General features: G+C 74.6%; 13 protein-coding genes. 8 read left to right on the top strand and 5 right to left on the bottom strand.

Going from position 1 to position 21,027, the window contains the following annotated elements:
* The first annotated feature begins 185 nt into the window (after nt 1-185).
* The 3 genes from QJS33_RS12440 to QJS33_RS12430 all read left to right on the top strand — a co-directional run bounded on the left by QJS33_RS12440 (nt 186) and on the right by QJS33_RS12430 (nt 2,924).
* Entirely contained in the window at nt 186-419 is a 234-nt protein-coding gene (locus QJS33_RS12440; RefSeq protein WP_306368095.1) for a hypothetical protein, read from the top strand.
* A gap of 119 nt (nt 420-538) precedes the next feature.
* Nucleotides 539-1,729, top strand: a complete 1,191-nt coding sequence (locus tag QJS33_RS12435) for an AAA family ATPase (RefSeq protein ID WP_306368094.1) — start codon at nt 539-541, stop codon at nt 1,727-1,729.
* Nucleotides 1,730-1,733: 4 nt separating this feature from the next.
* Nucleotides 1,734-2,924, top strand: coding sequence for a VWA-like domain-containing protein (locus QJS33_RS12430; RefSeq protein WP_306368093.1), 1,191 nt, complete (start codon nt 1,734-1,736; stop codon nt 2,922-2,924).
* 380 nt (nt 2,925-3,304) lie between these two features.
* Here the strand turns inward: QJS33_RS12430 and QJS33_RS12425 are convergent, their stop codons facing one another.
* A complete protein-coding gene (locus tag QJS33_RS12425) occupies nt 3,305-3,433 on the bottom strand; it encodes a hypothetical protein (protein ID WP_306368092.1) in 129 nt (42 codons plus the stop codon).
* Nucleotides 3,430-6,201, bottom strand: coding sequence for a glycoside hydrolase family 3 C-terminal domain-containing protein (locus tag QJS33_RS12420; RefSeq protein ID WP_306368091.1), 2,772 nt, complete (start codon nt 6,199-6,201; stop codon nt 3,430-3,432). The genes QJS33_RS12425 and QJS33_RS12420 overlap by 4 nt, the downstream gene beginning before the upstream one ends.
* 196 nt (nt 6,202-6,397) lie before the next feature.
* Between QJS33_RS12420 and QJS33_RS12415 the strand changes: the two genes are divergently transcribed.
* The 3 genes from QJS33_RS12415 to QJS33_RS12405 are packed head-to-tail and all read left to right on the top strand — an operon-like array spanning nt 6,398 to nt 9,955.
* Entirely contained in the window at nt 6,398-8,053 is a 1,656-nt protein-coding gene (locus QJS33_RS12415) for an extracellular solute-binding protein (RefSeq protein ID WP_306368090.1), read from the top strand.
* A complete protein-coding gene (locus QJS33_RS12410; protein ID WP_306368089.1) occupies nt 8,046-9,047 on the top strand; it encodes a sugar ABC transporter permease in 1,002 nt (333 codons plus the stop codon). Before QJS33_RS12415 ends, QJS33_RS12410 begins: the two co-directional genes overlap by 8 nt.
* On the top strand, nt 9,044-9,955 hold the full coding sequence (locus tag QJS33_RS12405; protein WP_306368088.1) for a carbohydrate ABC transporter permease: 912 nt from the start codon (nt 9,044-9,046) through the stop codon (nt 9,953-9,955). The genes QJS33_RS12410 and QJS33_RS12405 overlap by 4 nt, the downstream gene beginning before the upstream one ends.
* Nucleotides 9,956-10,124: 169 nt before the next feature.
* Here QJS33_RS12405 and QJS33_RS12400 read toward each other — a convergent pair whose 3' ends face one another.
* Together QJS33_RS12400 and QJS33_RS12395 are read right to left on the bottom strand one after the other, a co-directional pair.
* Complete coding sequence (locus tag QJS33_RS12400) at nt 10,125-12,851, bottom strand: cellulose binding domain-containing protein (RefSeq protein WP_306368087.1); 2,727 nt, start codon at nt 12,849-12,851, stop codon at nt 10,125-10,127.
* A 71-nt stretch (nt 12,852-12,922) separates the two neighbouring features.
* Nucleotides 12,923-15,229, bottom strand: coding sequence for a glycoside hydrolase N-terminal domain-containing protein (locus tag QJS33_RS12395; protein ID WP_306368086.1), 2,307 nt, complete (start codon nt 15,227-15,229; stop codon nt 12,923-12,925).
* 83 nt (nt 15,230-15,312) lie between these two features.
* Between QJS33_RS12395 and QJS33_RS12390 the strand changes: the two genes are divergently transcribed.
* Both QJS33_RS12390 and xylA read left to right on the top strand, forming a co-directional pair.
* On the top strand, nt 15,313-17,346 hold the full coding sequence (locus QJS33_RS12390; RefSeq protein WP_306368085.1) for a beta-galactosidase: 2,034 nt from the start codon (nt 15,313-15,315) through the stop codon (nt 17,344-17,346).
* A gap of 46 nt (nt 17,347-17,392) precedes the next feature.
* Entirely contained in the window at nt 17,393-18,571 is a 1,179-nt protein-coding gene (gene xylA, locus QJS33_RS12385) for a xylose isomerase (protein WP_306368084.1), read from the top strand.
* Nucleotides 18,572-18,963: 392 nt separating this feature from the next.
* Here the strand turns inward: xylA and QJS33_RS12380 are convergent, their stop codons facing one another.
* Entirely contained in the window at nt 18,964-20,958 is a 1,995-nt protein-coding gene (locus QJS33_RS12380; protein WP_306368083.1) for a TIM-barrel domain-containing protein, read from the bottom strand.
* Nucleotides 20,959-21,027 lie beyond the last annotated feature (69 nt).

Raw genomic sequence — 21,027 nt, 5'->3', positions numbered from 1 at the left:
GGGCCGCGGCCGGCGGTCCTCTCCCCCGCGTCCGCGGGCTCTGGCACGAGGCGCCGCCTCGTGCCAGAGCCCGCGGACGGCCCCCTCGCCGGGTACCGGGCCTCCCACGGGCGCGGTGTCCGCCGATACGCAGAGCCGTGGGAGGAACCGCTCCGCGACCTGGAAGAGACCCGGGGAGGGACACCGTGAGACCGCAGTACCGCGACCGGTTCCACCCGTACTCGCACCCGTCGGACCGCCGGGGCGCGCTGCGGCGGATCCGCCGCTACTCGGTACCCCGGACGATGATCGAGCGCGCCACCGAACACCGCCTCGCCGGGGACGGCCCGGTCGGCCTCGCACCGGCGCCGGAGGGGGTGCTCCGCCGGGATGGGTTCGCCGACCCGGCCTCCTGGGAGGAGCTGCCGGCGGAGCTGTGACGGGGGGGCACCCCGGCCGGGGGACCCGTTCCGTCACCCCCCTTTGGGAGGATCCACGCACGAGCGCGGGAGTGACCGCGGTGCGAACTCCGAGCCCCCGACGACCATCGGAAGAAGACGTGACCATCACCGACACACCGGCGCCGCTGGCGGCCGCCGACGACCTCACCCGGCAGCTCCTCGACCGGCGGACCGAGCCCGCCGAGAACCCGCAGCTGGAGGCGCTGGCCCTGGCGGTCACCGCCAACCTGCCCGTCCTGCTGTGGGGGGAGCCCGGCATCGGCAAGTCCGCCGGGCTGGAGCGCCTCGCCCTGGAGCTGGGGCTGCCGCTGGAGACCGTGATCGCCAGCGTCCACGAACCCTCCGACTTCTCCGGCCTGCCCGTGGTCGGCGACGACCCGGCCCGCGACGGGGTGCCCATGGCGCCCCCGGCGTGGGCGGTGCGGCTGGCCGCTCAGGGCACCGGGCTGCTGTTCTTCGACGAGCTGTCCTCGGCCCCGCCCGCCGTGCAGGCCGCCCTGCTGCGGGTGGTCCTGGAGCGCCGGGTCGGCAGCCTGGAGCTGCCCCCGGCGGTGCGGATCGTGGCCGCCGCCAACCCGCCCTCCAGCGCCGCCGACGGCTGGCACCTGGCCCCGCCGCTGGCCAACCGGTTCGTACACCTGCGCTGGACCCACGACCCCCGCACCGTCGCCCGCGGCATGACCGGGGTGTGGCCCGCGGCGTCGATGCCGCTGGTCGCCCCGGACCGGGTGGCCACGGCGATCGCCCAGGCGCGCGGTGTGGTGTCCGGCTTCCTCACCGCCCGGCCCGGCCTGGCGCACAGCCTGCCCGAGGACGCGGAGGGGCGGGGCGGCGCCTGGCCCTCGCCGCGCACCTGGGAGATGGTGCTGCGGCTGCTGGCCACCGGGGGCGCCGCCGGCGCCTCCCCGGAGGCGACCTCGGCCGCGGTGGTCGGCGCCATCGGCGACGGGGCCGGACTGGAACTGCTCTCCTACATGGAGCAGCTCGACCTGCCCGACCCGAACCGGGTGCTCGCCGACCCCAAGGCGTTCGCGCTCCCGGACCGGGGCGACCGCCAGTTGGCGTTCCTGACGGCGGTGGTGTCGGCGGTGCGCAGTGAGCCGACCCGGCGCCGCTGGGAGGCGGGCTGGCAGGTGCTGGCCAAGGCCGTGGAGGCGGGGGTGCCCGACGTGGCCGCCCGCGCCGCCACCGACCTGGCGATGATGCGCGACCCGGCCTGGCCGGTGCCCGAGGACATCGACGCGTTCGTGGACCTGCTGCGGCTGTCCGGCGCGCTGCCGGGGAACTGACGCGGTGGGCACCGCGGAGGGGGAAGCGGTCCGGTTGGACCGGACCAAGCTGTTGGCGGCCCGCTACCGGGCCGCCCAGGACCGGCCCTACCTGGCGTCGGCGCTGTACTCGCTGACCGTCGTGGAGACCCGGCGGGTGCCCACGATGGGGGTGGACCGGCGGTGGCGGTGCTACGTGTCGCCGGACTTCGTGGAGCGCACGCCCGTCCCGGAGCTGGCCGGCGTGTGGGTCCACGAGGTGTCGCACCTGCTGCGCGACCACCACGGGCGCAGCGACCGGCTGCCCGCCGCCGAGCAGCGAGACCACATGCGGGTCAACATCGCCCAGGACTGCGAGATCAACGACGACATCCTCGCCGACGGGCTGGCGCTGCCCGAGGGGACGATGAGCCCCCAGCGGTTCGGGATGCCCGACGGGCTGATGTTCGAGGCGTACCTGCGGCTGCTGCCCGAGGAGGTCAGGTCCCACGACTGCGGGTCGGGGGCGCACGGCGCCGACCGTCCCTGGGAGGAGTCCGGCCACGGTGCCGGCGGGGTCGGCGACGTGGAGGCCGACGCGCTGCGCCGGTCCACGGCCGAGGCGATGCGCTCCCACCAGCGCTCCCGGGGGAACCTGCCGGCGGGCTGGAAGCGGTGGGCGGAGGAGATCCTCCAGCCCACCGTGGACTGGCGCCGGGTGCTGGCGGGCGCGGTGCGCGAGGCCCTGGCCTGGGCCGGGGGCGCCGTGGACTACACCTACTCGCGGCCCTCCCGGCGCAGCGGGGCGATGCGCGGGGTGGTCCTGCCGAGCCTGCGCCGCCCGATGCCGCGGGTGGCGGTGGTGGTGGACACCTCCGGCTCGATGACCGAGGACGACCTGGCGGCGGCGCTGGCCGAGGTCTCCGGGGTGCTCAAGGAGGTGGGCGTGGGCAAGGAGCGGGTGGCGGTGCTGTCCTGCGACGCCGACGTGCAGGTGGTCCGCCGGGTGACCTCCGCCGAGCAGGTGGAGCTGCTGGGCGGCGGCGGTACCGACATGCGGGTGGGCATCGAGGCGGCGCTGCGCGCCCCGCAGCGCCCCCAGGTGGTCGTCGTGCTCACCGACGGGTACACGCCGTGGCCCTCCGAGCCCTCGGCGGCCCGGGTGGTCGCGGCGCTGATCGGCGACGCCCCGCCGGACCCGCCCCCGTGGATCGAGAAGGTGCACGTCACCGGTTGACGCCCCCGGGGGTCGGCGTCCGCGCGGCGGCGCCCCGGACCCGTGCGCCCGGCGGGGCGCCACCGCATCACGCGGGGCGGCGGCCGCGGGGCCGTCACCGACCGGGTACAGGCCGCCGACCCCGGTATCACCGGCGGCGCCGGGAGCCGTCCCAGGACGACCGGGGCCACGACGGCGCCGGAGGCACCGCACGGTACGCCCGGCGGAACGGCGGACGTCACTCCAGGGTGACGGTGGCCACGGCGGCGCCGGAGCCGTCGCAGACCGGGTACAGGCCGCCGACCCCGGTATCACCGGCGGCGCCGGGAGCCGTCCCAGGACGACCGGGGCCACGACGGCGCCGGAGGCACCGCACGGTACGCCCGGCGGAGCAGCGGGCGTCACTCCAGGGTAACGGTGGCCACGGCGGCAGCGGGGCCGTCGCAGACCAGGTACAGGTCGCGGACCCCGGTATCACCGGCGGCGCCGGAGGCGCCGCGCGGTACGCCCTCCGGAACGGCGGACGTCACTCCAGGGTGACGGTGGCCACGGCGGCGCCGGAGCCGTCGCAGACCAGGTACAGGTCGCGGACCCCGGCGGCGCCCGGGGCGAGGGCGGTCCCGGCTTCGGCGAAGTCGTAGGCTCCCGTGCCCGCCGGGACGTGCAGCACCGCCGCCGGAGCGGTGTCCGGGCCGTCCAGGTGCACCCGCAGCGCGGTGGCGCGGTCGGCGTTGGCGAGCACCCGGATGCCGGTCGCCCCGGTGAGGTCCGTGTCGCGGAACAGCAGGCGGGCGCCGGGCTCGGTGAAGCGCACGGCGTCGCCGCGCTCGGGGGTGAGCGGGCACAGGGCGGTGCCGTGCTGCTCCTCGTACCCGGCGGCCGACCAGGTGCCTCGGCGGACCGCGGGCGGCTCGCCCGGGACGTCGAGGGGCGCGGTCCCCCGGATGTCGGCGGCCGAGCGCCCCACCAGGACCTCGCGGGGGGCGTCCTCCACGGTGGGGCGTTCGCGGACGGTGTCCCAGCGGGCCAGGTCGGCGACGTCGAACCCGACCTCGGCGACGGCCTCCTCCCCCGGTTCCAGCCGCAGCCGGGCGAAGCCGCGCAGCGCCCGCACCGGGACCCGCACCCGGGAGGCGAGTTGGCGGGTGTACACCTGCACGACCTCCTCCAGCGGCCGGTCGCCGGGGTTGGCCACCGGTACCCGCACGGTCACCCGGCCGCCGTCGACGACCGCCTCCGGCTCCCCGTAGACGGGTTCGGTGTACCCCAGCCCGTGGCCGAACGGGTACAGGGGCTCCCCCTCGAAGTACAGGTAGGTGGCCCCGGAGCCGATGACGTCGTAGTCGAGGAGGTCGGGCAGGTCGTCGGCGGACCGGTACCAGGTCTGGGTGAGCCGCCCGGCCGGCTCGGCGTCGCCGAACAGGACGTCGGCCAGGGCGCGGCCGTACTCCTGTCCGCCGTGCGCCGACCACAGGACCGCGGGGACGTTCTCGGCGGCCCAGGTGACGGCGAAGGGGCAGCCGCTGCTCACCACCAGCACCGAGGCCGGGTTGGCGGAGCGCACCATGCGGACCAGGTGCCGCTGGGCGGCGGGGAGTTCCAGGTCGGCGCGGTCCTCGGTCTCGCGCCCGTTGACCATGGGGTGGTCGCCGACGACCACCACGGCGACGTCGGCGGTGGCCGCGGCCCGGGCGGCCTCCAGCGCACCGGAGGACACCCGGTCGATCCAGAACGGGCAGCCGCCGTCGGGTTCCTCCACCAGGGCCAGGACCCCGTCCGCGCGGACGCCGACCCGCCGCCCCGTGTGGACCTGGACCAGGTGGTAGGGGCCCTCGGGGCCGCCGGCCGCGGTGGCCTCCGCCAGGCGCAGGGTCTGGCGCACCTCCCAGCCGCCCGGCCCGGGCGCGGTGCAGGCCAGGGTCCCGTCGGGGCCCTCGTCCAGGTGCAGGCCGGTGCGCTCCGAGCGCAGGGTGAACGCCCCGCCGCCCCAGTCCAGCAGGGCGAACGCGTCGCCCTCTCCCCCGCCCAGGCGCAGCGGCCCGGTCTCGGGTTCGACGACCGCCGTCACCAGGGAGGTCAGCCGGATCCGGTCGGCGCCGTCGTGGTGGACGACCTCGACGCGCTCGGCGAGGCCCTCGCGGGCGGTGACCGTGTAGGGCGGGGTCCCGCTGTACCAGTCCGTCAGAACGGTGTCGGCGAGCGGGCCCAGGACCGCGACCCTGAGCACGTCCCGCAGCGGGAGCACCCCGTTCTCGTTGCGGAGCAGGACCAGGGAGCGGGTCGCCGCCTCCCGGGCCAGGGCCCGGTGGGCGGGGGTGTCCAGGGAGCCCCCGGGCACGGGCCCGGGGTCGAACTCGCCCAGGCGCAGCCGCACCGAGAGCACGTGGCGGACCGCCCGTTCCAGGTCCTCGCCGGTGAGCAGTCCGCGCCGCAGCGCCTCCCGCAGGTGGTCCAGGGTGGCCCCGGGGCGGTCGTCGTCCTGGGTGAAGGAGTCCAGTCCGGCCCGCACGGCGTGGGCGTAGGCGGTGGGGCCGTCGGGGTGGAAGCCCTGGAGGCCGAAGAGGTTGCCGGGGGCCATGGCGTCGCTGACCACGAGCAGGTCGTCGGGGGCGGCCGCGCGCAGCTCCTCCCCGATGAGCGGGCTCAGGTGGGCGGGCCTGCCGTTGACCAGGTTGTAGGAGGGCATCACCGCGACGGCCGCGCCCGCGCGCAGGGCGGGCAGGTGGGCGGGCAGCTCGTACTCGTGCAGCACCCGCGGCGGCAGTCCGCTGGAGGTGGTGCAGCGGTCGGTCTCGTTGTTGTAGCCGAGGAAGTGCTTGAGGGTGGGCGCGGTGCGCAGCCGGGGCCCGTCCCCGGCCAGCCCCCGGGCGTAGGCGGTGGCCAGCAGCCCGGTGAGCCAGGGGTCCTCCGACCACCCCTCCTCGTTGCGGCCCCAGCGGGGGTCGCGCAGCGGGTTGACCACCGGCGCCCACACGTTGCGCCCGGCACCGCGGTCGCGGGCGGCCAGGACCTCGTCGGCGACGGCCTCGCCGACCCGGCGCACCAGCTCCGTGTCCCAGGTCGCGGCCAGGCCCAGGGCCTGGGGGAACACGGTGGCGGTGCCCAGCCAGGCGAGTCCGTGCAGGGCCTCGGTCCCGGTGCGGAACCCGGCCAGGCCCAGCCGGGGGACGGGCGCCTGGTACTGGTGCAGCAGTCCGAGCCGCTCCTCGGTGGTGAGCGCGGCGACCAGGGCCGCCAGGCGCTCCCCGTCCGGCCGGGACGGGTCGGTGTGCACGGCGTCTGTGACCGGGTTGCTCATGGGGCGTCCGTCTCTCATGGGTGCCAATGTCCACCGAAATCGAAACGCTTCGACTTCGTTCGCCGCAGAACCCTTGTGCGGCAGATCACAGTGGACTAACTTGCTTTTTCCAACGGCCGAACAATTCATAGCAAAATGGCCGCTCGTTTCCTACCCCCCGGACCATGCGGCTCCGACCGCACGAAGGAACGACGCTATGCCCCTCCGTCCCCCGTCCCCCTCCCGCCGCCGTTTCCTCGGGCTCGCCGGTGCAGGCGCGCTCGCCGCACTCTCCCCCGCCGTCCTCACCTCCTGCTCCTCCGGGGGCGGCGGGGCGGGCGGCGGCTCCGCCGCCGACGCCGGGTCCCTCGACTCCCTCATCCCCACCCACATCCCGTTCGAGGGGGTCCTCCCCGACATCGAGGGCCTGCACGGCGCCCCCGACGGCTTCACCTCCTACCCCGGCGAGTTCGTCCGGGCCGTCCCGGAGCCCCCCGGCCGGGGCGGGAGCTACACCGCGATGACCCCGCTGTGGGGACCCCTGCCGCCCGGCCTGGGGAACAACTCCTTCTTCGACCACGTCAACGGGCTCCTGGGCACCACCATCGAGTTCAACTTCCAGGACGGCAACACCGTCATCGACAAGATGAACGCCGTGGTCGCCGGGCGCGACGTCGCCGACCTCACCATGTTCCCGGACTGGGTCATCAACCTGATGCCCCAGTTCAACCGGGCCGTCGGCGAGCTGTTCGAGGACCTGACCCCGTACCTGGCGGGCGACGCCGCGGCCGCCTATCCGCTGCTGGCCAACCTGGACGGCGACGCCTGGCGCTGGAACGTCTTCAACGGGCGCCTCCAGGGCGTGCCCTGGCCCGCCGAGCCGTTCGGCAACTGGGTGCTGTACCGGCGCGACCTGCTGGAGGAACTGGGACTGGAGGCGCCGACCGGCCCGGACGACCTGTTCGCCATCGGCGAGGAGATCAACGACCCCGACAACGACCGGTGGGCGTTCGGCGACTTCACCCTCAGCATGCGGCAGGTCTTCGGGGCGCCCAAGCAGTGGCGCTACGCGAACGGCGAGCTGACCCACATGTTCGAGACCGACGAGTGGCGGGCCGGCGTCGAGTTCATGCGCAGGGTCTTCGACGCCGGGCTGGTCCACCCCGACATCGTCGCCCTGGGCGACAACTCCAAGGAGCTGCTCAACTCCGGCCGGATCGTGTTCAACCAGGACGGCATCGGCGCCTGGCACGAGGCGTACGGGCAGATGCTCGGCGACGACCCGGACTTCCGGCTGGACCTCATGCCGGTCTTCGGCGCGAACGGCGCCGACCCCGTCATGCACCGGTCCGACCCCTCCGCGCAGTCGGTGTTCGTCCGCAAGGGCATGGAACCGGAGCAGATCGAGGAGCTGCTGGGCGTCATGAACTTCTGCGCGGCCCCGTTCGGCACCCGTGAGTACATGGACTACCGTTACGGCGCCGAGGGGACCCACCACGAGCTGAACGACGACGGCGCCCCCCGGCTCACCGACCTGGGCGCGGGCGAGGTCAACGACGGCTACTACTTCATCAGCGGCCGGCCCCCGGCCATCACGGAGAGCCAGTACCCGGACTTCGTCCGGTGGAAGACCGACTGGTACAACCACGCGGCGCAGTACTCGGAGGAGGACCCGTTCGCGGGGATCCGCATCCAGCGGCCCGAGCGGTTCGCCGGGGCCGAGACCCCGCTCACCGACCGGGTCCAGGACATCATCCGCGGCCGGGAGGACCTGAGCTCGCTCGACCGGGCCGTCGCGGACTGGCGGCGCGACGGCGGCGACGAGGGGCGGGAGTTCTACTTCGGCGTCCTACAGGAGCACGGCCGTGACTGAGCGGTCCACCGCGGTCGCCCCCGCCCCGGACCGGGGCCCCGCGCGGCCCGCCCGGCGGCGGGCGGCGGGCCGCCCGGGGCGGGGGCCGTCCCTGCGGGCCCGGTGGCGGCGCGACCGTCCCCTGCTGCTGATGACACTGCCCGCGATCGGCCTGCTCGCGGTGTTCCACTACGTCCCCACGTTCGGGAACGTCATCGCGTTCCAGCAGTACAACCCGTGGGACGGGGTCCTGGGCAGCCCGTGGGTGGGCTTCTACCAGTTCGAGCGGCTGTTCACCGACCCCCGGTTCTGGAACGCGGTGGGCAACACGCTGGTCATCGCCGCCGTCCAGCTGGTGTTCTTCTTCCCGGTGCCGATCGCGCTCGCCATCCTGCTGGACAGCGTGCTGACCCGGCGGCTGCGGCTGGTGCTCCAGAGCATCGTGTACATGCCGCACTTCTTCTCGTGGGTGCTGGTGGTGACCCTGTTCCAGCAGATCCTGGGCGGGGCCGGGCTCATCTCGCAGGCCCTGCGGGGCGCCGGGTACGCACCGCTGGAGATGATGGCGAACCCCGACGCGTTCCTGCTGGTCGTGACCTCCCAGATGGTCTGGAAGGACGCCGGGTGGGGCACGATCATCTTCCTCGCCGCGCTGGCCGCCATCGACCAGAACCTCTACGAGTCGGCGGCCGTGGACGGGGCGGACCGGTGGCGGCGGATGTGGCACATCACGCTGCCCGGGCTGCGGCCGGTCATCGTGCTGCTGCTCATCCTCAAGCTGGGCGACATCCTCAACGTCGGCTTCGAGCAGTTCTACCTGCAACGGGACGCCTTCGGGGCGGGGGTGTCGGAGGTCATGGACACGTTCGTCTACCACCAGACGCTCGTCACCGGGAACTTCAGCGCGGGTGCCGCGGCGGGGCTGGTCAAGGGCGTCGTCGGACTCGTGCTGATCCTGGTCGCCAACAAGATGGCCCACCTGATGGGCGAACACGGGGTGTACAAGCGCGCATGAGCACACTGTTCGAGAGCCGCCCGGTCTGGGCGGAACGGCCGTCCCTGCCCGCCCGCGCCGCGAAGAACACCGTCCTGGTGGCCGTCGCGGTCGTCATCCTGCTGCCGATCTACGTCGTGGTCCTCACCAGCCTGTCGCCCGCATCGGCGGTCACCGCCGCGGGCGGCCTGGTGGTGGTCCCCGGCGGGATCTCGTTCCAGGCGTACGCCGACCTGTTCTCGGGGGGCGTGGTCACCCGGGCGGTGCTGGTGAGCCTGGGGGTGACCGCGGTGGGCACCCTGGTGAGCCTGGCCGCGACGGTCCTGGCCGCCTACGGGCTGTCCCGGCCGGGGTCCCTGCTGCACCGGCCGCTGCTGTTCGCCGTACTGCTGACGTTCCTGTTCGCACCCGGGATGATCCCGCTGTACCTGCTGGTCAGCGACCTGGGGATGATCGACTCCTATGCCTCGCTGATCCTGCCGACGGCGGTGAACGCGTTCAACCTGGTGGTGATGCGGGCGTTCTTCATGAACCTGCCCGGGGAGATCGCCGACAGCGCCCGGATGGACGGGGCCGGGGAGTGGACAATCCTCACCCGCCTGGTGCTGCCGATGTCCAAGGGGGTCACGGCGGTGGTGGGGCTGTTCTACGCCGTGGGCTACTGGAACGCCTTCTTCAACGCGATCCTGTACATCAACGACAACGCCAAGTGGCCGTTGCAGCTGATCCTGCGCCAGTACGTGCAGCAGGGCCAGCAGCTGAACTCCAGCTCGCTGATCGGCGACGCGGTGCAGGGCACCGCCTCGGCGCCCAACCTGGCGGTGCAGATGGCGATCGTGGTGGTGGCGCTGGTGCCGGTCACCGTGGTCTACCCGCTGGTGCAGAAGCACTTCACGAAGGGCGTCATCATCGGCGCCGTCAAGGGCTGACGCACGGGTCCCCGCCCGCGGTGCCCCGGCGGGCCGACGGTCCGCCTCCCCGGAGGAGGCGGACCGTTCGCGCGTCCCCGGTCCCCGGGGAATGCCCGGGCCCGGCCGTCCCCCACCGGTCGGCCGGGCCCGGTCCGGGCGTGGGGGCGCGGTGCGCCCCCACACCAGGTCAGGAGCAGTCCTCCCCGTTCAGGGAAAGACCGAGCGGGGTGCCGGGTGCGCCGTCGGCGAACCCGTTGAACCCGACCGTCACGGACTCCCCGGCCGGGATCCGGGCGTTCCAGCCGGAGTCGGAGACCACCACGGACGCGCCGTCCTGGCGGTGGGCGGCGTTCCACAGGCTGGTGATCTCCTCGCCCGCGGTGAAGTCCCAGGCCAGGTCCCAGCCGTCCACCTCCTCCGCGCCCGTGTTGGTGACGGTGACCCGGGCCTGGAAGCCGCCCGGCCAGGTGCCGTCCACCGTGTAGTCCCACGTGCAGTCCGCGGTGCCGGGCTCGCTCGGCTCCTCCGTGGGCTCCTCGGTCGGGTCCTCGCTCGGCTCCTCGCTCGGCTCCTCGCTCGGCTCCTCCGTCGGCTGCGGGTCCGGGCCGCCGTCGGCGGGGTCGCCGTAGACGATCCCGCGGCCGTTGGTGCCGATGTAGACGCGCCCGTACACGTCGGGGTCGCCGGTGACCGCCGCGCCGGTCCAGGCCCACTGGTGGCGGTCGTCGTTGATGCGCACCCAGGTCAGCCCGGCGTCGTCGGACCGGAAGATCCCGCGCACCCCGTCGATCCTGGAGCTGGTGTACACCGCCGGGTAGTCGGCGCCGGGGGCGGGCGCGCCGAAGCCCACCGCGTCGCCCTCATCGATGGCATCGATGGGCGTGAACGTCCGCCCGGCGTCGGTGGTGCGCCACATCCCGTAGTGGTCGCCGGTGCCCCCGGCCACCCACACGTCGCCGGTGTGCCCCGGCACCGCGCCGAAGCGGATGTTCCCCTCGGCGGGCAGCCCGTCGAACCGGGCCTCGAACGCGGCCCCGCCGTCGGTGCTCGTGTAGAACGTGCCGTCGGAGACCGCGTAGAACACGTCCGGGTCGACCCGGTCCGCCTCCACCCGGGCGCCCGCCGGGACGCCGGAGGACGGGCTCCAGGACGACCCCGGGGTGGTGGACACGTGGACGCCGGTCCCCTCGGGGCTCCAGACGATCCGGGAGCCGTCGGCGTTGACCGCGACGGTGCCGCCGCCGGTGACCCCGCCCGGCGCCTGCCCGGCCCACCAGGAGTCGCCGCCGGTGGTGGAGATCCCGATGGAGCCGCCCCCGTCGCCGCCGCCGGTCCGGACGATCGTCCCGGGGGCGAGTCCGGCGAAGTCGAGCGACGACCCGTGGTCCCACGCGGGCTGCTGGAACATCAGGTCCGGCACGGTGCCGAGGTCGTCGTGGGTGAACCCGCCCAGGTCGAGCAGGGCCGAGTGCAGCGGCGCCCCGTCCCCCGGCGGGCTGATGAGGTCGTTGACCGCGGTCTCCTCGATGCCGTGCGCCTTCACCTCGATGGTGAAGGCCGTGTCGGAGTCCCAGTTCGTCAGCTCGTCGGAGCCGTACACGGTGGCGCCGGTCCCGTACAGGAACCGGTCCGAGTCGAACGGGTCGATGGCCATCGCCTGGGTCATCCAGCCCAGCTTGGGCTGGTTCTCGGGCGGCTCCCCCGCCCCGCCCCAGTCCAGCCAGGGAGCACCGGAGATGTCCATCTCGTAGCGGGTGGTGCGCTCGGGGTAGGCGCCCCAGTCCCAGGCCTGCGTCCAGGTCTCCCCGGCGTCGGTGCTGCGGAACATCTGGATGTCGGGCCACCAGGAGATCTGGGTGGCGACCATGAGGGTGTCCGGGTCCTGCCGGTCGACGGTCAGCCCGCCGTACCCGAAGGAGGAGTCCTCGCTTTCGAGGGGCACCGGGCTGATGTCCGTCCACTCGCCGGTGCCGGTGTCGAGCCGCCACACCTGGCCGGCGCCGCCGTCGTAGGGCCCGGGGGTGTCGGTGGTGGCCAGGTACAGCCGGTCGTTCTCGTGGTCCAGGACGCCGTGCGCGGGCAGGAACCCGGTGGGCGCCCCGGGGACGGGCTCCCAGGTGTCCCCGCCGTCGGTGCTGCGGTAGAGGGGGTCGTCGAGGTCGGCGACGCCCGCGTAGACCTCCCGGGTGGGCGAGCCCGGGGAGCCGGTGTCGGGGTCGAAGGCCACCCAGGTGACGCCGATGACGTCGTCCAGCAGCCCGTTGGGGTCGTCGGGGTCCTGCACGTAGTCGCCGGGGTTGGGGAACGCGGTGACCTCGGACCAGGTCGCGCCGTGGTCGGTGCTGCGCCACAGGCCGTGGCCGCCCCGGGCGCCGAAGTACACGACCGAGTTGTCGTTGGGGTCCACGGCCAGGCGCTCGCCCAGGCCGCGGCCGGGCATGTTGCCGCCGAGCTTGAAGGGCAGCCCGGCCGCGTCCCAGGTCTCGCCCCGGTCGTCGGAGCGCAGGATCGCGCCGTTGTTCGGGTCCCAGTCGTTGGTGTAGGTGCCGACGGCGGCGTAGACGCGGTCCGGGTCGACGGGGTCGGTGGCGAGGGAGACGACGCCGGTCCACCCCCACCGGTCCCAGTCGACCCAGTCGAGCAGGGGGACCCACCGCTCGGTGGCGGGGTCCAGGCGGTAGGCGCCGCCGATGTCGGTGCGGGCGTAGGCCAGGCCGGGTTCGGACTCGTTGAACACGATGCCGGGGACGAATCCGCCCCCGGCGATCTGCACGTTGTCCCAGGTGTAGTCGGCCTGTGCGAGGGCCGGTGCGGGCACGGCGGCGCCGACCGCGGCGAGCGGTGCGGCCAGGGCCAGCGCGGCCAGGAGGACGGGGGGTCTCCGGTGCCGGGGTCCGGGGGGTCGGGAGGGCATGCGGGGCTCCTGAAATCGGGGGGTCACGCCCTACCGGGGATTCCGGGCCCCGGGAGGACGCCAATTCCCGATCAGTGTGAATACCCTTCGGGGGCCCGGCAAGAGGGGCTCGGGGAACTTTTCGAAGCGCTTCGACTGCGGTCATGGAGGAAAGTCTGAAATCGCAGCGAAATAGCCTGCCGGGGATCGCAGTCCACCCGGCTCCGGGTTCCGTCCGGGAACGCGATCGCGAAGCTCCGGGGCTCCACCGACCGCAGCCGGGCGTGCGCCGCCCCCCGCTCCCACTCCAGGACGTCGACGATGAGCCCGCCCCGGCCGCGCAGCCCCGCCGCCCGGCCCGCGGTCCACGTCCCCGGCAGTGCGGGCAGCAGGTCGGCCCGGCCCTCGGTGGAGCCGAGCAGCATCGCGGCGGCGACGGCGGGGAGCCCGCCGCCGATGTCCACGTTGAACAGCTCCCCCCGGTTGTGGGTCGGGGTCAGGGTGGGCCGCCAGTAGCGGGCGGCCAGCATCCCCAGGGCCGCGTGCGCCTGCGGCGCCATCCCCAGCCGGGCCGCCGCCAGGCCGAGCTGGACCAGCCCGAACGCCATCTCGTCGGACTCCTCGCCCCGCCACCAGTCCAGGCGGGCGCGCACCGCGGCCGCGGCGGCCGCGCGCAGGCGGGGCCCGGCCAGGGCCGGGTCCGGCTCGTACCAGAGCGGGTACAGGTGCGAGGCGTGCCGGTGGGCGTGCTCCTCGGCCTGTTCCAGCGGCCCGGCCGGGCCCGTCCACTCGGCGAGTTCCCCGCCGGGTGCGACCCGGTACGCGGGCAGGCGGGCGGCCAGGGCGGCCCACCGCCGCCCGCCGGGCAGGCCCAGGACCCGGTGCGTACGGATGAGGTTGCGGCACAGGTCGCGGACGGCGGCCGTGTCCATGGTGGCGTTGACGCAGGCCTGGCCGTCCGCGTCGGCGGGGGTGTTCTCCGGCGAGTACGACGGGACGAACCCGTCGGCGGTGAGGAAGTCCTCGTGGAACAGGGCCGCCTCGGTCAGGAACGGCAGCGCCCGGTCGCGCAGGAAGTCCCGGTCCCGGGTGTGGGAGTAGTGGTCCCAGTACAGCCGGGCCGCCCAGGCGGCCCCGGCGGTCCAGCAGGTCAGGGACCACACCGGGCCGAAGTGGTGGTGGCGGCCGGAGGTGGAGGCGTGCGCGGGCAGCAGGATCCCCCGGCAGCCGTACAGGCGGCGGGCGTTCTCGCGCAGGTCGCCGAGCATGCCCTCCAGCAGGTCGAACACGGGGGTCATCAGCTCGGGGGTCCCGGTGGCGTGCAGGGCGGCCACCGCGGAGAACAGGTTGCCGTCGAAGGTGTAGCCGGACCGCCAGGGCGGGTCGTAGGTGCCGCTCCACACCCCCTGGAGGGTGGGCGGCAGGTCGCCGCTGCTCGACACGATCGTGTACCGCCCGGCGTCCACCAGCCGGGCCAGGTGCGCCGGAGTGGTCCCCTCGGCGGGCGGGCCGTCCAGGCCGATGCGGAACCGGTCCATGAGGTGGCCGTGCAGCGGTGCGTGCCGGGCCAGGACCCGGTCGAACCCGGCGTGCCCGGCCGGAGCGGGTCCGACCGGCGCGGCCGGGCCGGCGGGCGGGTCGACGGTGATCCGGACGACGGCCTCCAGGCGTTCCACCCCGCGCAGTTCCAGGCCGGACGCGGTCGGCCGGACCGTGCCGCCGGTCGCGGTGAGCGCGCACTCGACCGTGTACCCGGCGGGCGCGGCGGCCGGGGCGCCGTCCGGGCGGTCCGGGAAGCGGACGCGCAACCGCAGCCGGTCCGCGGCGGTGGCGGCGTCCGCGGCGGTCCGCACCGGCGGCGGCCCCTGCGGCGGGGCCAGGCACAGCGTTCCGTCCAGCCCCGCGGCCCGGATCAGCTCCACCGCGACCACCGCGTCCGCCCGGGAGGCCACCGCGCGGTGCCGGGTCCCGTCCGGCAGGGTCTCGGTGACCACGCCGGTGCCGAAGTCGCACTCCCGCAACGGGTCGCCCGGGACCGGGGCGCGGGGGGCGAACGAGAGCACCGCCGCGGGGACCAGCGGGTCGATCCACCGGGTCCCGGCGTACCCGGGGTCCTCGGCGGCGGCGAACCCGGCGATCCGTTCGGCGGCCGCACGGGAGCGGCCCGCCAGGAGCAGGGCGCGCAGTTCCGGCAGGATGCGCGCGGTCTCCGGGGCGGGCAGGGCGTCGGCGGCAGGCAGGAAGAGGCGTTCGTGGCCCAGGGTGAGGCGGATGAGACCGGCGGTGGAGTGGACCAGCGCGCCGACCCGACCGCCTCCGGTGACCAGGGCGTCCTCCCAGGAGGAGGCGGGGTGGCGTGTTCGGACGCCGCGGCGGGGGGACGTAGGGGCGTGGGACATGTCGCTCCCGGGAGGTGGGGGTGCCAAGGGCGGGGGGTTCTCGCCATACTTCGTTCGTCCGCCCAACCTAAGGAGTCCCCCACATGGCCGCCCAGACCCCGCCGCACGGCCCGCCCCTCCGGAAACTGTGGTTCGGCGGAGACTACAACCCCGAGCAGTGGCCGGAGGAGACGGCCGTCGAGGACGTCGACCTGATGCGACGGGCGGGCGTCAACCTGGTCACCGTCGGGGTGTTCTCCTGGTCGCGGCTGGAGCCGCGCGAGGGCGAGTACGACTTCGCGTGGCTGGACCGGGTGCTGGACCGGCTGCACGGGGCGGGCGTCCAGGTCGCGCTGGCCACCCCCACCGCGTCGCCGCCGCCGTGGTTCTCGCTGGCCCACCCCGACGCCCTGCCCGTGAACGCCGACGGGGTCCGGCTCACCCACGGCAGCCGCGACACCTATGACGTGTGCTCGCCCGACTACCGGCGGGCGTCGGTGCGGGTCGTGCGGGCGCTGGCCGAGCGCTACGCCCACCACCCGGCGCTGGCCATGTGGCACGTGCACAACGAGTACGGGACGTGGACCTACTCCGAGCACGGCGCCCGCGCGTTCCGGGACTGGCTGCGCCGCCGCCACGACACCCTGGACGCGCTGAACCGGGCGTGGACCACCGAGTTCTGGAGCCAGCGGTACGGCTCCTGGGACGAGGTGCTGCCGCCCAGGTCCACGCAGTACCTGGCCAACCCGGCGCACGTGCTGGACTTCCGGCGGTTCCTGTCCGACGAGATGCTCGACCACTTCCTGGACCAGCGCGACGTGCTGCGGGCCGCCTCCCCGGACGTGCCGGTCACCACCAACCTGGCGTTCGGCGACTGGGTGCCGGTGGACCCGTGGCGGTGGGCCGAGCACGTGGACCTGGTGTCGGTGGACGACTACCCGGACCGGGCCGGGGAGAGCGGGGACGAGCAGACGGCGTTCGCCGGGGACCTGGCCCGCTCCTGGGCGGACCGGGTCCCCGGGGGCGGCCGCCCGTGGCTGCTGATGGAGCAGGCGGCCGGGATGGTCTACGAGAAGGGGCTCATCCGCCCCAAGGCGCCCGGGGAGATCGCCCGGCACAGCCTGGCGCACGTCGCCCGGGGGTCGCGGGGGGCGATGTTCTTCCAGTGGCGGGCCTCCCGGGGCGGCGCCGAGCAGTGGCACTCGGGCATGGTGCCGCACGCCGGGCCGGACTCGCGGATCTTCCGGGAGGTGTGCGAGCTCGGCGACGTGCTGGGCCGCATCGCCGAGACGGCCGGGGCGGACGTGGTCGCCGACGCGGCCGTCGCCTGGGACCCGGAGAGCTGGTGGGCGATGGGGGCCGCCACCCTGCCGTCGGACCGCGTCGACTACCTGGAGGCGGTGCGCCAGGTGCACCGGGTGCTGTGGCGGTCGGGGCGCACGGTGGACTTCGTGCGACCGGACCGGGACCTGCCCCGGGTGCCGCTGCTGGTGGTGCCGTCCCTGTACCTGCTGTCCGAGCAGGCCGCCGAGCGGCTGGCCCGCTACACCGAGTACGGCGGAACGCTGGTGGTCACGTACCTGAGCGGCGTCGCCGACCCCACCGGGACGGTGCGCACCGGCGGCCACCCCGGCATGCTGCGCGACCTGCTGGGCGTGCGGGTGGAGGAGTTCCACCCGATGGCCGCGGGCGAGAAGGCCGGGGCGGACGTGGGGATGGTCCGCGAGGAGGTCACCCTGTGGAGCGAGCACGTGCACCTGGAGGGGGCCGAGACGGTCGCGCCCTACGCGGGCGGGGTGCTGGACGGGCTGCCCGCGGTGACGCGGCGCCGGTACGGGGCCGGTGAGGCCTGGTACGTGTCCGCGCACCTCAACGACCGGGGGCTGGGCCGGGTGATCACCGAGGCCGTCGGCCGGGGCTCCTTCCCCGAGGAGGGCCTGGACGTGGTGCGCCGGGTGGGGCCGGAGGGCGCGTGGGTGTTCCTCACCAACCACGGGCACCGGTCGGTGCGGATCGACCCGGCCCGGCTGGGGCTGGGCGCGGGCGCGGTGGACCTGGTGTCCAAGGCGTCCGCCGACGGAATGCACCTGCCCGGAGGGGGTGTGGCGGTGCTGCGCGGGCACCCCGTTGACAATTAGTTGTGGATCTAGACAAACTGAGGTCCCCGACCCCAGGAGGCTTCCCATGACCGCGTACCGACCGACGCCCGAGGACAGGTTCACCTTCGGGCTGTGGACCGTGGGGTGGCGCGGCGTCAACACCTTCGGCGACGCCGTGCGGCCCGAGCTCGACCCCGTCGACGCCGTGCACCGGCTCGCGGAGCTGGGCGCCTACGGCATCACGTTCCACGACGACGACCTGGTCCCGCCCGGCAGCGGCACCGCCGAGCGCGAGGCGATCCTCAAGCGGTTCCGGGGCGCCCTGGACGAGACCGGCCTGGCCGTGCCCATGGTCACCACCAACCTGTTCACCCACCCGGTGTTCCGCGACGGCGGGTTCACCTCCAACAGCCGCGACGTGCGCCGCCACGCCATCCGCAAGGTCGTCCGCAACATCGACCTGGCGGTGTCCTTCGGCGCCACCACCTACGTGTGCTGGGGCGGCCAGGACGGCGCCGAGACCGAGGCGGGCAAGGACGACGCCGCCGCGCTGGACCGGCTGCGCGAGGCGTTCGACATCCTCTGCGGGTACGTGCGCGAACAGGGCTACGACCTGCGGTTCGCCATCGAGCCCAAGCCCAACGAGCCGCGCGGCGACGTGCTGCTGCCCACCGTGGGCCACGCGCTGGCGTTCATCAACTCGCTGGAGCACCCCGAGATGGTGGGGGTCAACCCGGAGGTCGGGCACGAGCAGATGGCCGGGCTGAACTTCGCGCACGGGGTCGCCCAGGCCCTGTGGGCGGGCAAGCTGTTCCACATCGACCTCAACGGCCAGCGCGGGGTCAAGTACGACCAGGACCTGCGGTTCGGCGCGGGCGACGTCAAGGAGGCGTTCTTCCTGGTCGACCTGTTGGAGGGCGCCGGGTACGCCGGGCCGCGGCACTTCGACTTCAAGCCGCCGCGCACCGAGGACATGAGCGGTGTGTGGGTGTCCGCCGAGGCGTGCATGCGCAACTACCTGATCCTCAGGGAGAAGGCCGCCGCGTTCCGCGCCGACCCGGAGGTCCGGGAGGCCCTGGCGGCGTCGCGGGTGCCGGAGCTGGCGGTGTCCACGCTGGGCGAGGGCGAGAGCCTGGCGGAACTGCTGGCCGAGGAGTTCGACGCGGACGCGGCCGGCGGGCGCGGCTACCACTTCGAGCGGCTGGACCAGCTCGCCCTGGAACACCTGCTGGGCGTGCGCCCAGGCCCGGGCGCCGGGTCCTGAGCCCCGGCCCCGCGCGGGGGCGACGGGCGGGCCGCGGCAGGGCGGGCGCCGGCCACGGGCGTGCGCACGCGGGCACATGAACACGGGCCGTTCCCGCGTGTGCCGCCGGCCCCGGGGTCGGCGCCGCCGCAGGGTGTGCCCACTCGTTTCCCGGGCCCACCGGGGTCGGGGAACGACGACGGCCCCGCCGGACATGTCCGGCGGGGCCGTCCCCCGTCTGTGCGGGGCGGTGCGGCGGTCGCCTCACGGCGGGGTGCACAACACGGCTCCGAGGCCGCCCGAGGGCGCGGTATTCCGTGAAGGCTTCGGTTGAGCCCGGGGGACACTTGCTACCGCACCGTCCCACACGGGGTGCAACGGGAGACCCCCGCGGGAAATTCCTGTGGCGCCGGTCACTCGGCGACCGGTACCTCGGCCCCCTTCCTGACCAGCACCGGAGCCCGGTCCAGCGGGGCGTCCAGGACGATCTCCGCGCCGCCCGGGTGCGCCTGCCCCGTCCACGGGTCCGTCCAGTCCGCGCCCTGCGGCAGGTACACCCGCCGTGAGCGGGCCCCGTACTCGGTGACCGGGGCGACCAGCAGGTCCGGGCCGAACAGGAAGGCGTCGCCCTCCTCCCAGGCGCGCGGGTCGCCGGGGTGGTCGACGAACAGCGGACGCATCGGCGGCAGCCCCCGCTCGTGGGCGACGCGCATCTGCTCCATGACGTAGGGGCGCAGCCGTTCGCGCAGCAACAGCAGTTCCCGCAGCCGCCCGTACACCTCCTCCCCGTAGGACCACACCTCGTTGGGGCCGCCCGTCATCTCCGGGTACAGGGCGTGCGAGAAGGGTTCGCGGTACCCGTGCAGCCGCAGCAGCGGGCAGAACACCCCGTACTGGAACCACCGCACCAGCAGTTCCCGGTACTCCGGGTCGTCGTGGTCGCCGCCGTGGAACCCGCCGACGTCCGTGGTCCACCAGGGGATCCCCGACATCGCCACGTTCAGCCCGGCACGGACCTGGGCCCGCAGGGACGCGAAGGTGGGGGCGATGTCCCCCGACCACAGGGCCGCCCCGTACCGCTGGGAGCCCGCCCAGGCCGAGCGGCACAGGGTGATCACCTCCTCCTCGCCCGCCGCGAGCATCCCCTCGTGGAAGGCGCGGGCGTGCTCGCGCGGGTAGAGGTTGCCGACCTCGGCGCCCGGCCCGGCGTGGTAGCGCAGGTTGCCGGGGTGGCCGGGCCTGAGCTCGGGCTCGCAGGCGTCCAGCCACCACACCCGGATGCCGAGGGAGTGGTAGTTCTCGCGGACCCGCTCCCACAGGTAGGCGCGGGCCTCCGGCTTGGTCGGGTCGTAGAACGACACCTGCACGTGGGCGTCCACACCCTTGTCGGCCCAGTCGGCGTGCACCGGCGGCCCCTGTTCGGTGGCCACCAGGTGCCCGGCCTCCAACATCGGCCGGTAGTTCTCGCTGAGCGGGCTCACCGACGGCCACACCGACACCATCAGCTCCACCCCCATCCCCCGCAGCTCCTCGACCATCGCCCGGGGGTCGGGCCACTCGGCCGGGTCGAACCGCCAGTCGCCCAGGTGGGTCCAGTGGAAGAAGTCCGCGACGATGACCGACAGCGGCAGCCCCCGGTCGCGGTACCCCCGGGCGACCTCCAGCAGTTCCTCCTGGGTGCGGTAGCGCAGCTTGCACTGCCAGAACCCGGAGGCGAACTCCGGCAGCATCGGGGTGTGCCCGGTGGCGTCGGCGTAGCGTTCCAGGACCGCCGCCGGCTCGGGCCCGGCCGTGATCCAGTAGTCGATCTGGCGGGCGCTGTCGGCCGTCCACCGGGTGCCGTTGGCGGCGAACTCCACCCGGCCCACCGCCGGGCTGTTCCACAGCAGCCCGTAGCCGCGGGAGGAGACGACGAAGGGGACGGTGACCTCCGCGTTGCGCTGCACCAGGTCCACCACCGCGCCCTTGTGGTCGAACAGGCCGTGGGTGTGCTGGCCCAGCCCGTACAGGCGCTCGCCGTCGTAGGCGCGGAACCGCTGCTCGATCCGGTAGTAGCCGTTGCCGGTGGAGGCGTAGACGCGCGGGCCCGGCCACCAGAAGTGGGTGCGCTCCTCGGCGAGCAGTTCCTCCCCGGGCACACCGTCCTCGGCGCGCAGGAAGCGGAGCATGCCGGAGGCGTCGATCTCGGCGGCGATCGCGCCGTTGACCAGCAGCGCCCGGTCGCCGTCCAGGGTCGCCCCGGGCACGGCGCCGACGGTGGCGGGGGGAGCGTCCAGTGCCCCGGGCAGGTCCTCGCGCAGGACGGACAGCCCGGCCTGGACGCGCAGGCCGTCGGCTCCCCAGGCCCGGACCCGGACGACCTGGTGGCCGCCCCGCCATTCGACGCCGTCCTCGATCTCGTTGAACATGTCTCGTCCTTCCGGTCGGGGGGTGGGACCGCGCGGTCGGCGCGGTCACGATCGGTGTTCGTGTACGCA

This window comes from Nocardiopsis sp. CC223A, assembly GCF_030766825.1.
Classification (GTDB): Bacteria; Actinomycetota; Actinomycetes; order Streptosporangiales; family Streptosporangiaceae; genus Nocardiopsis.
This window is presented reverse-complemented; position numbering and strand designations above follow the sequence as displayed.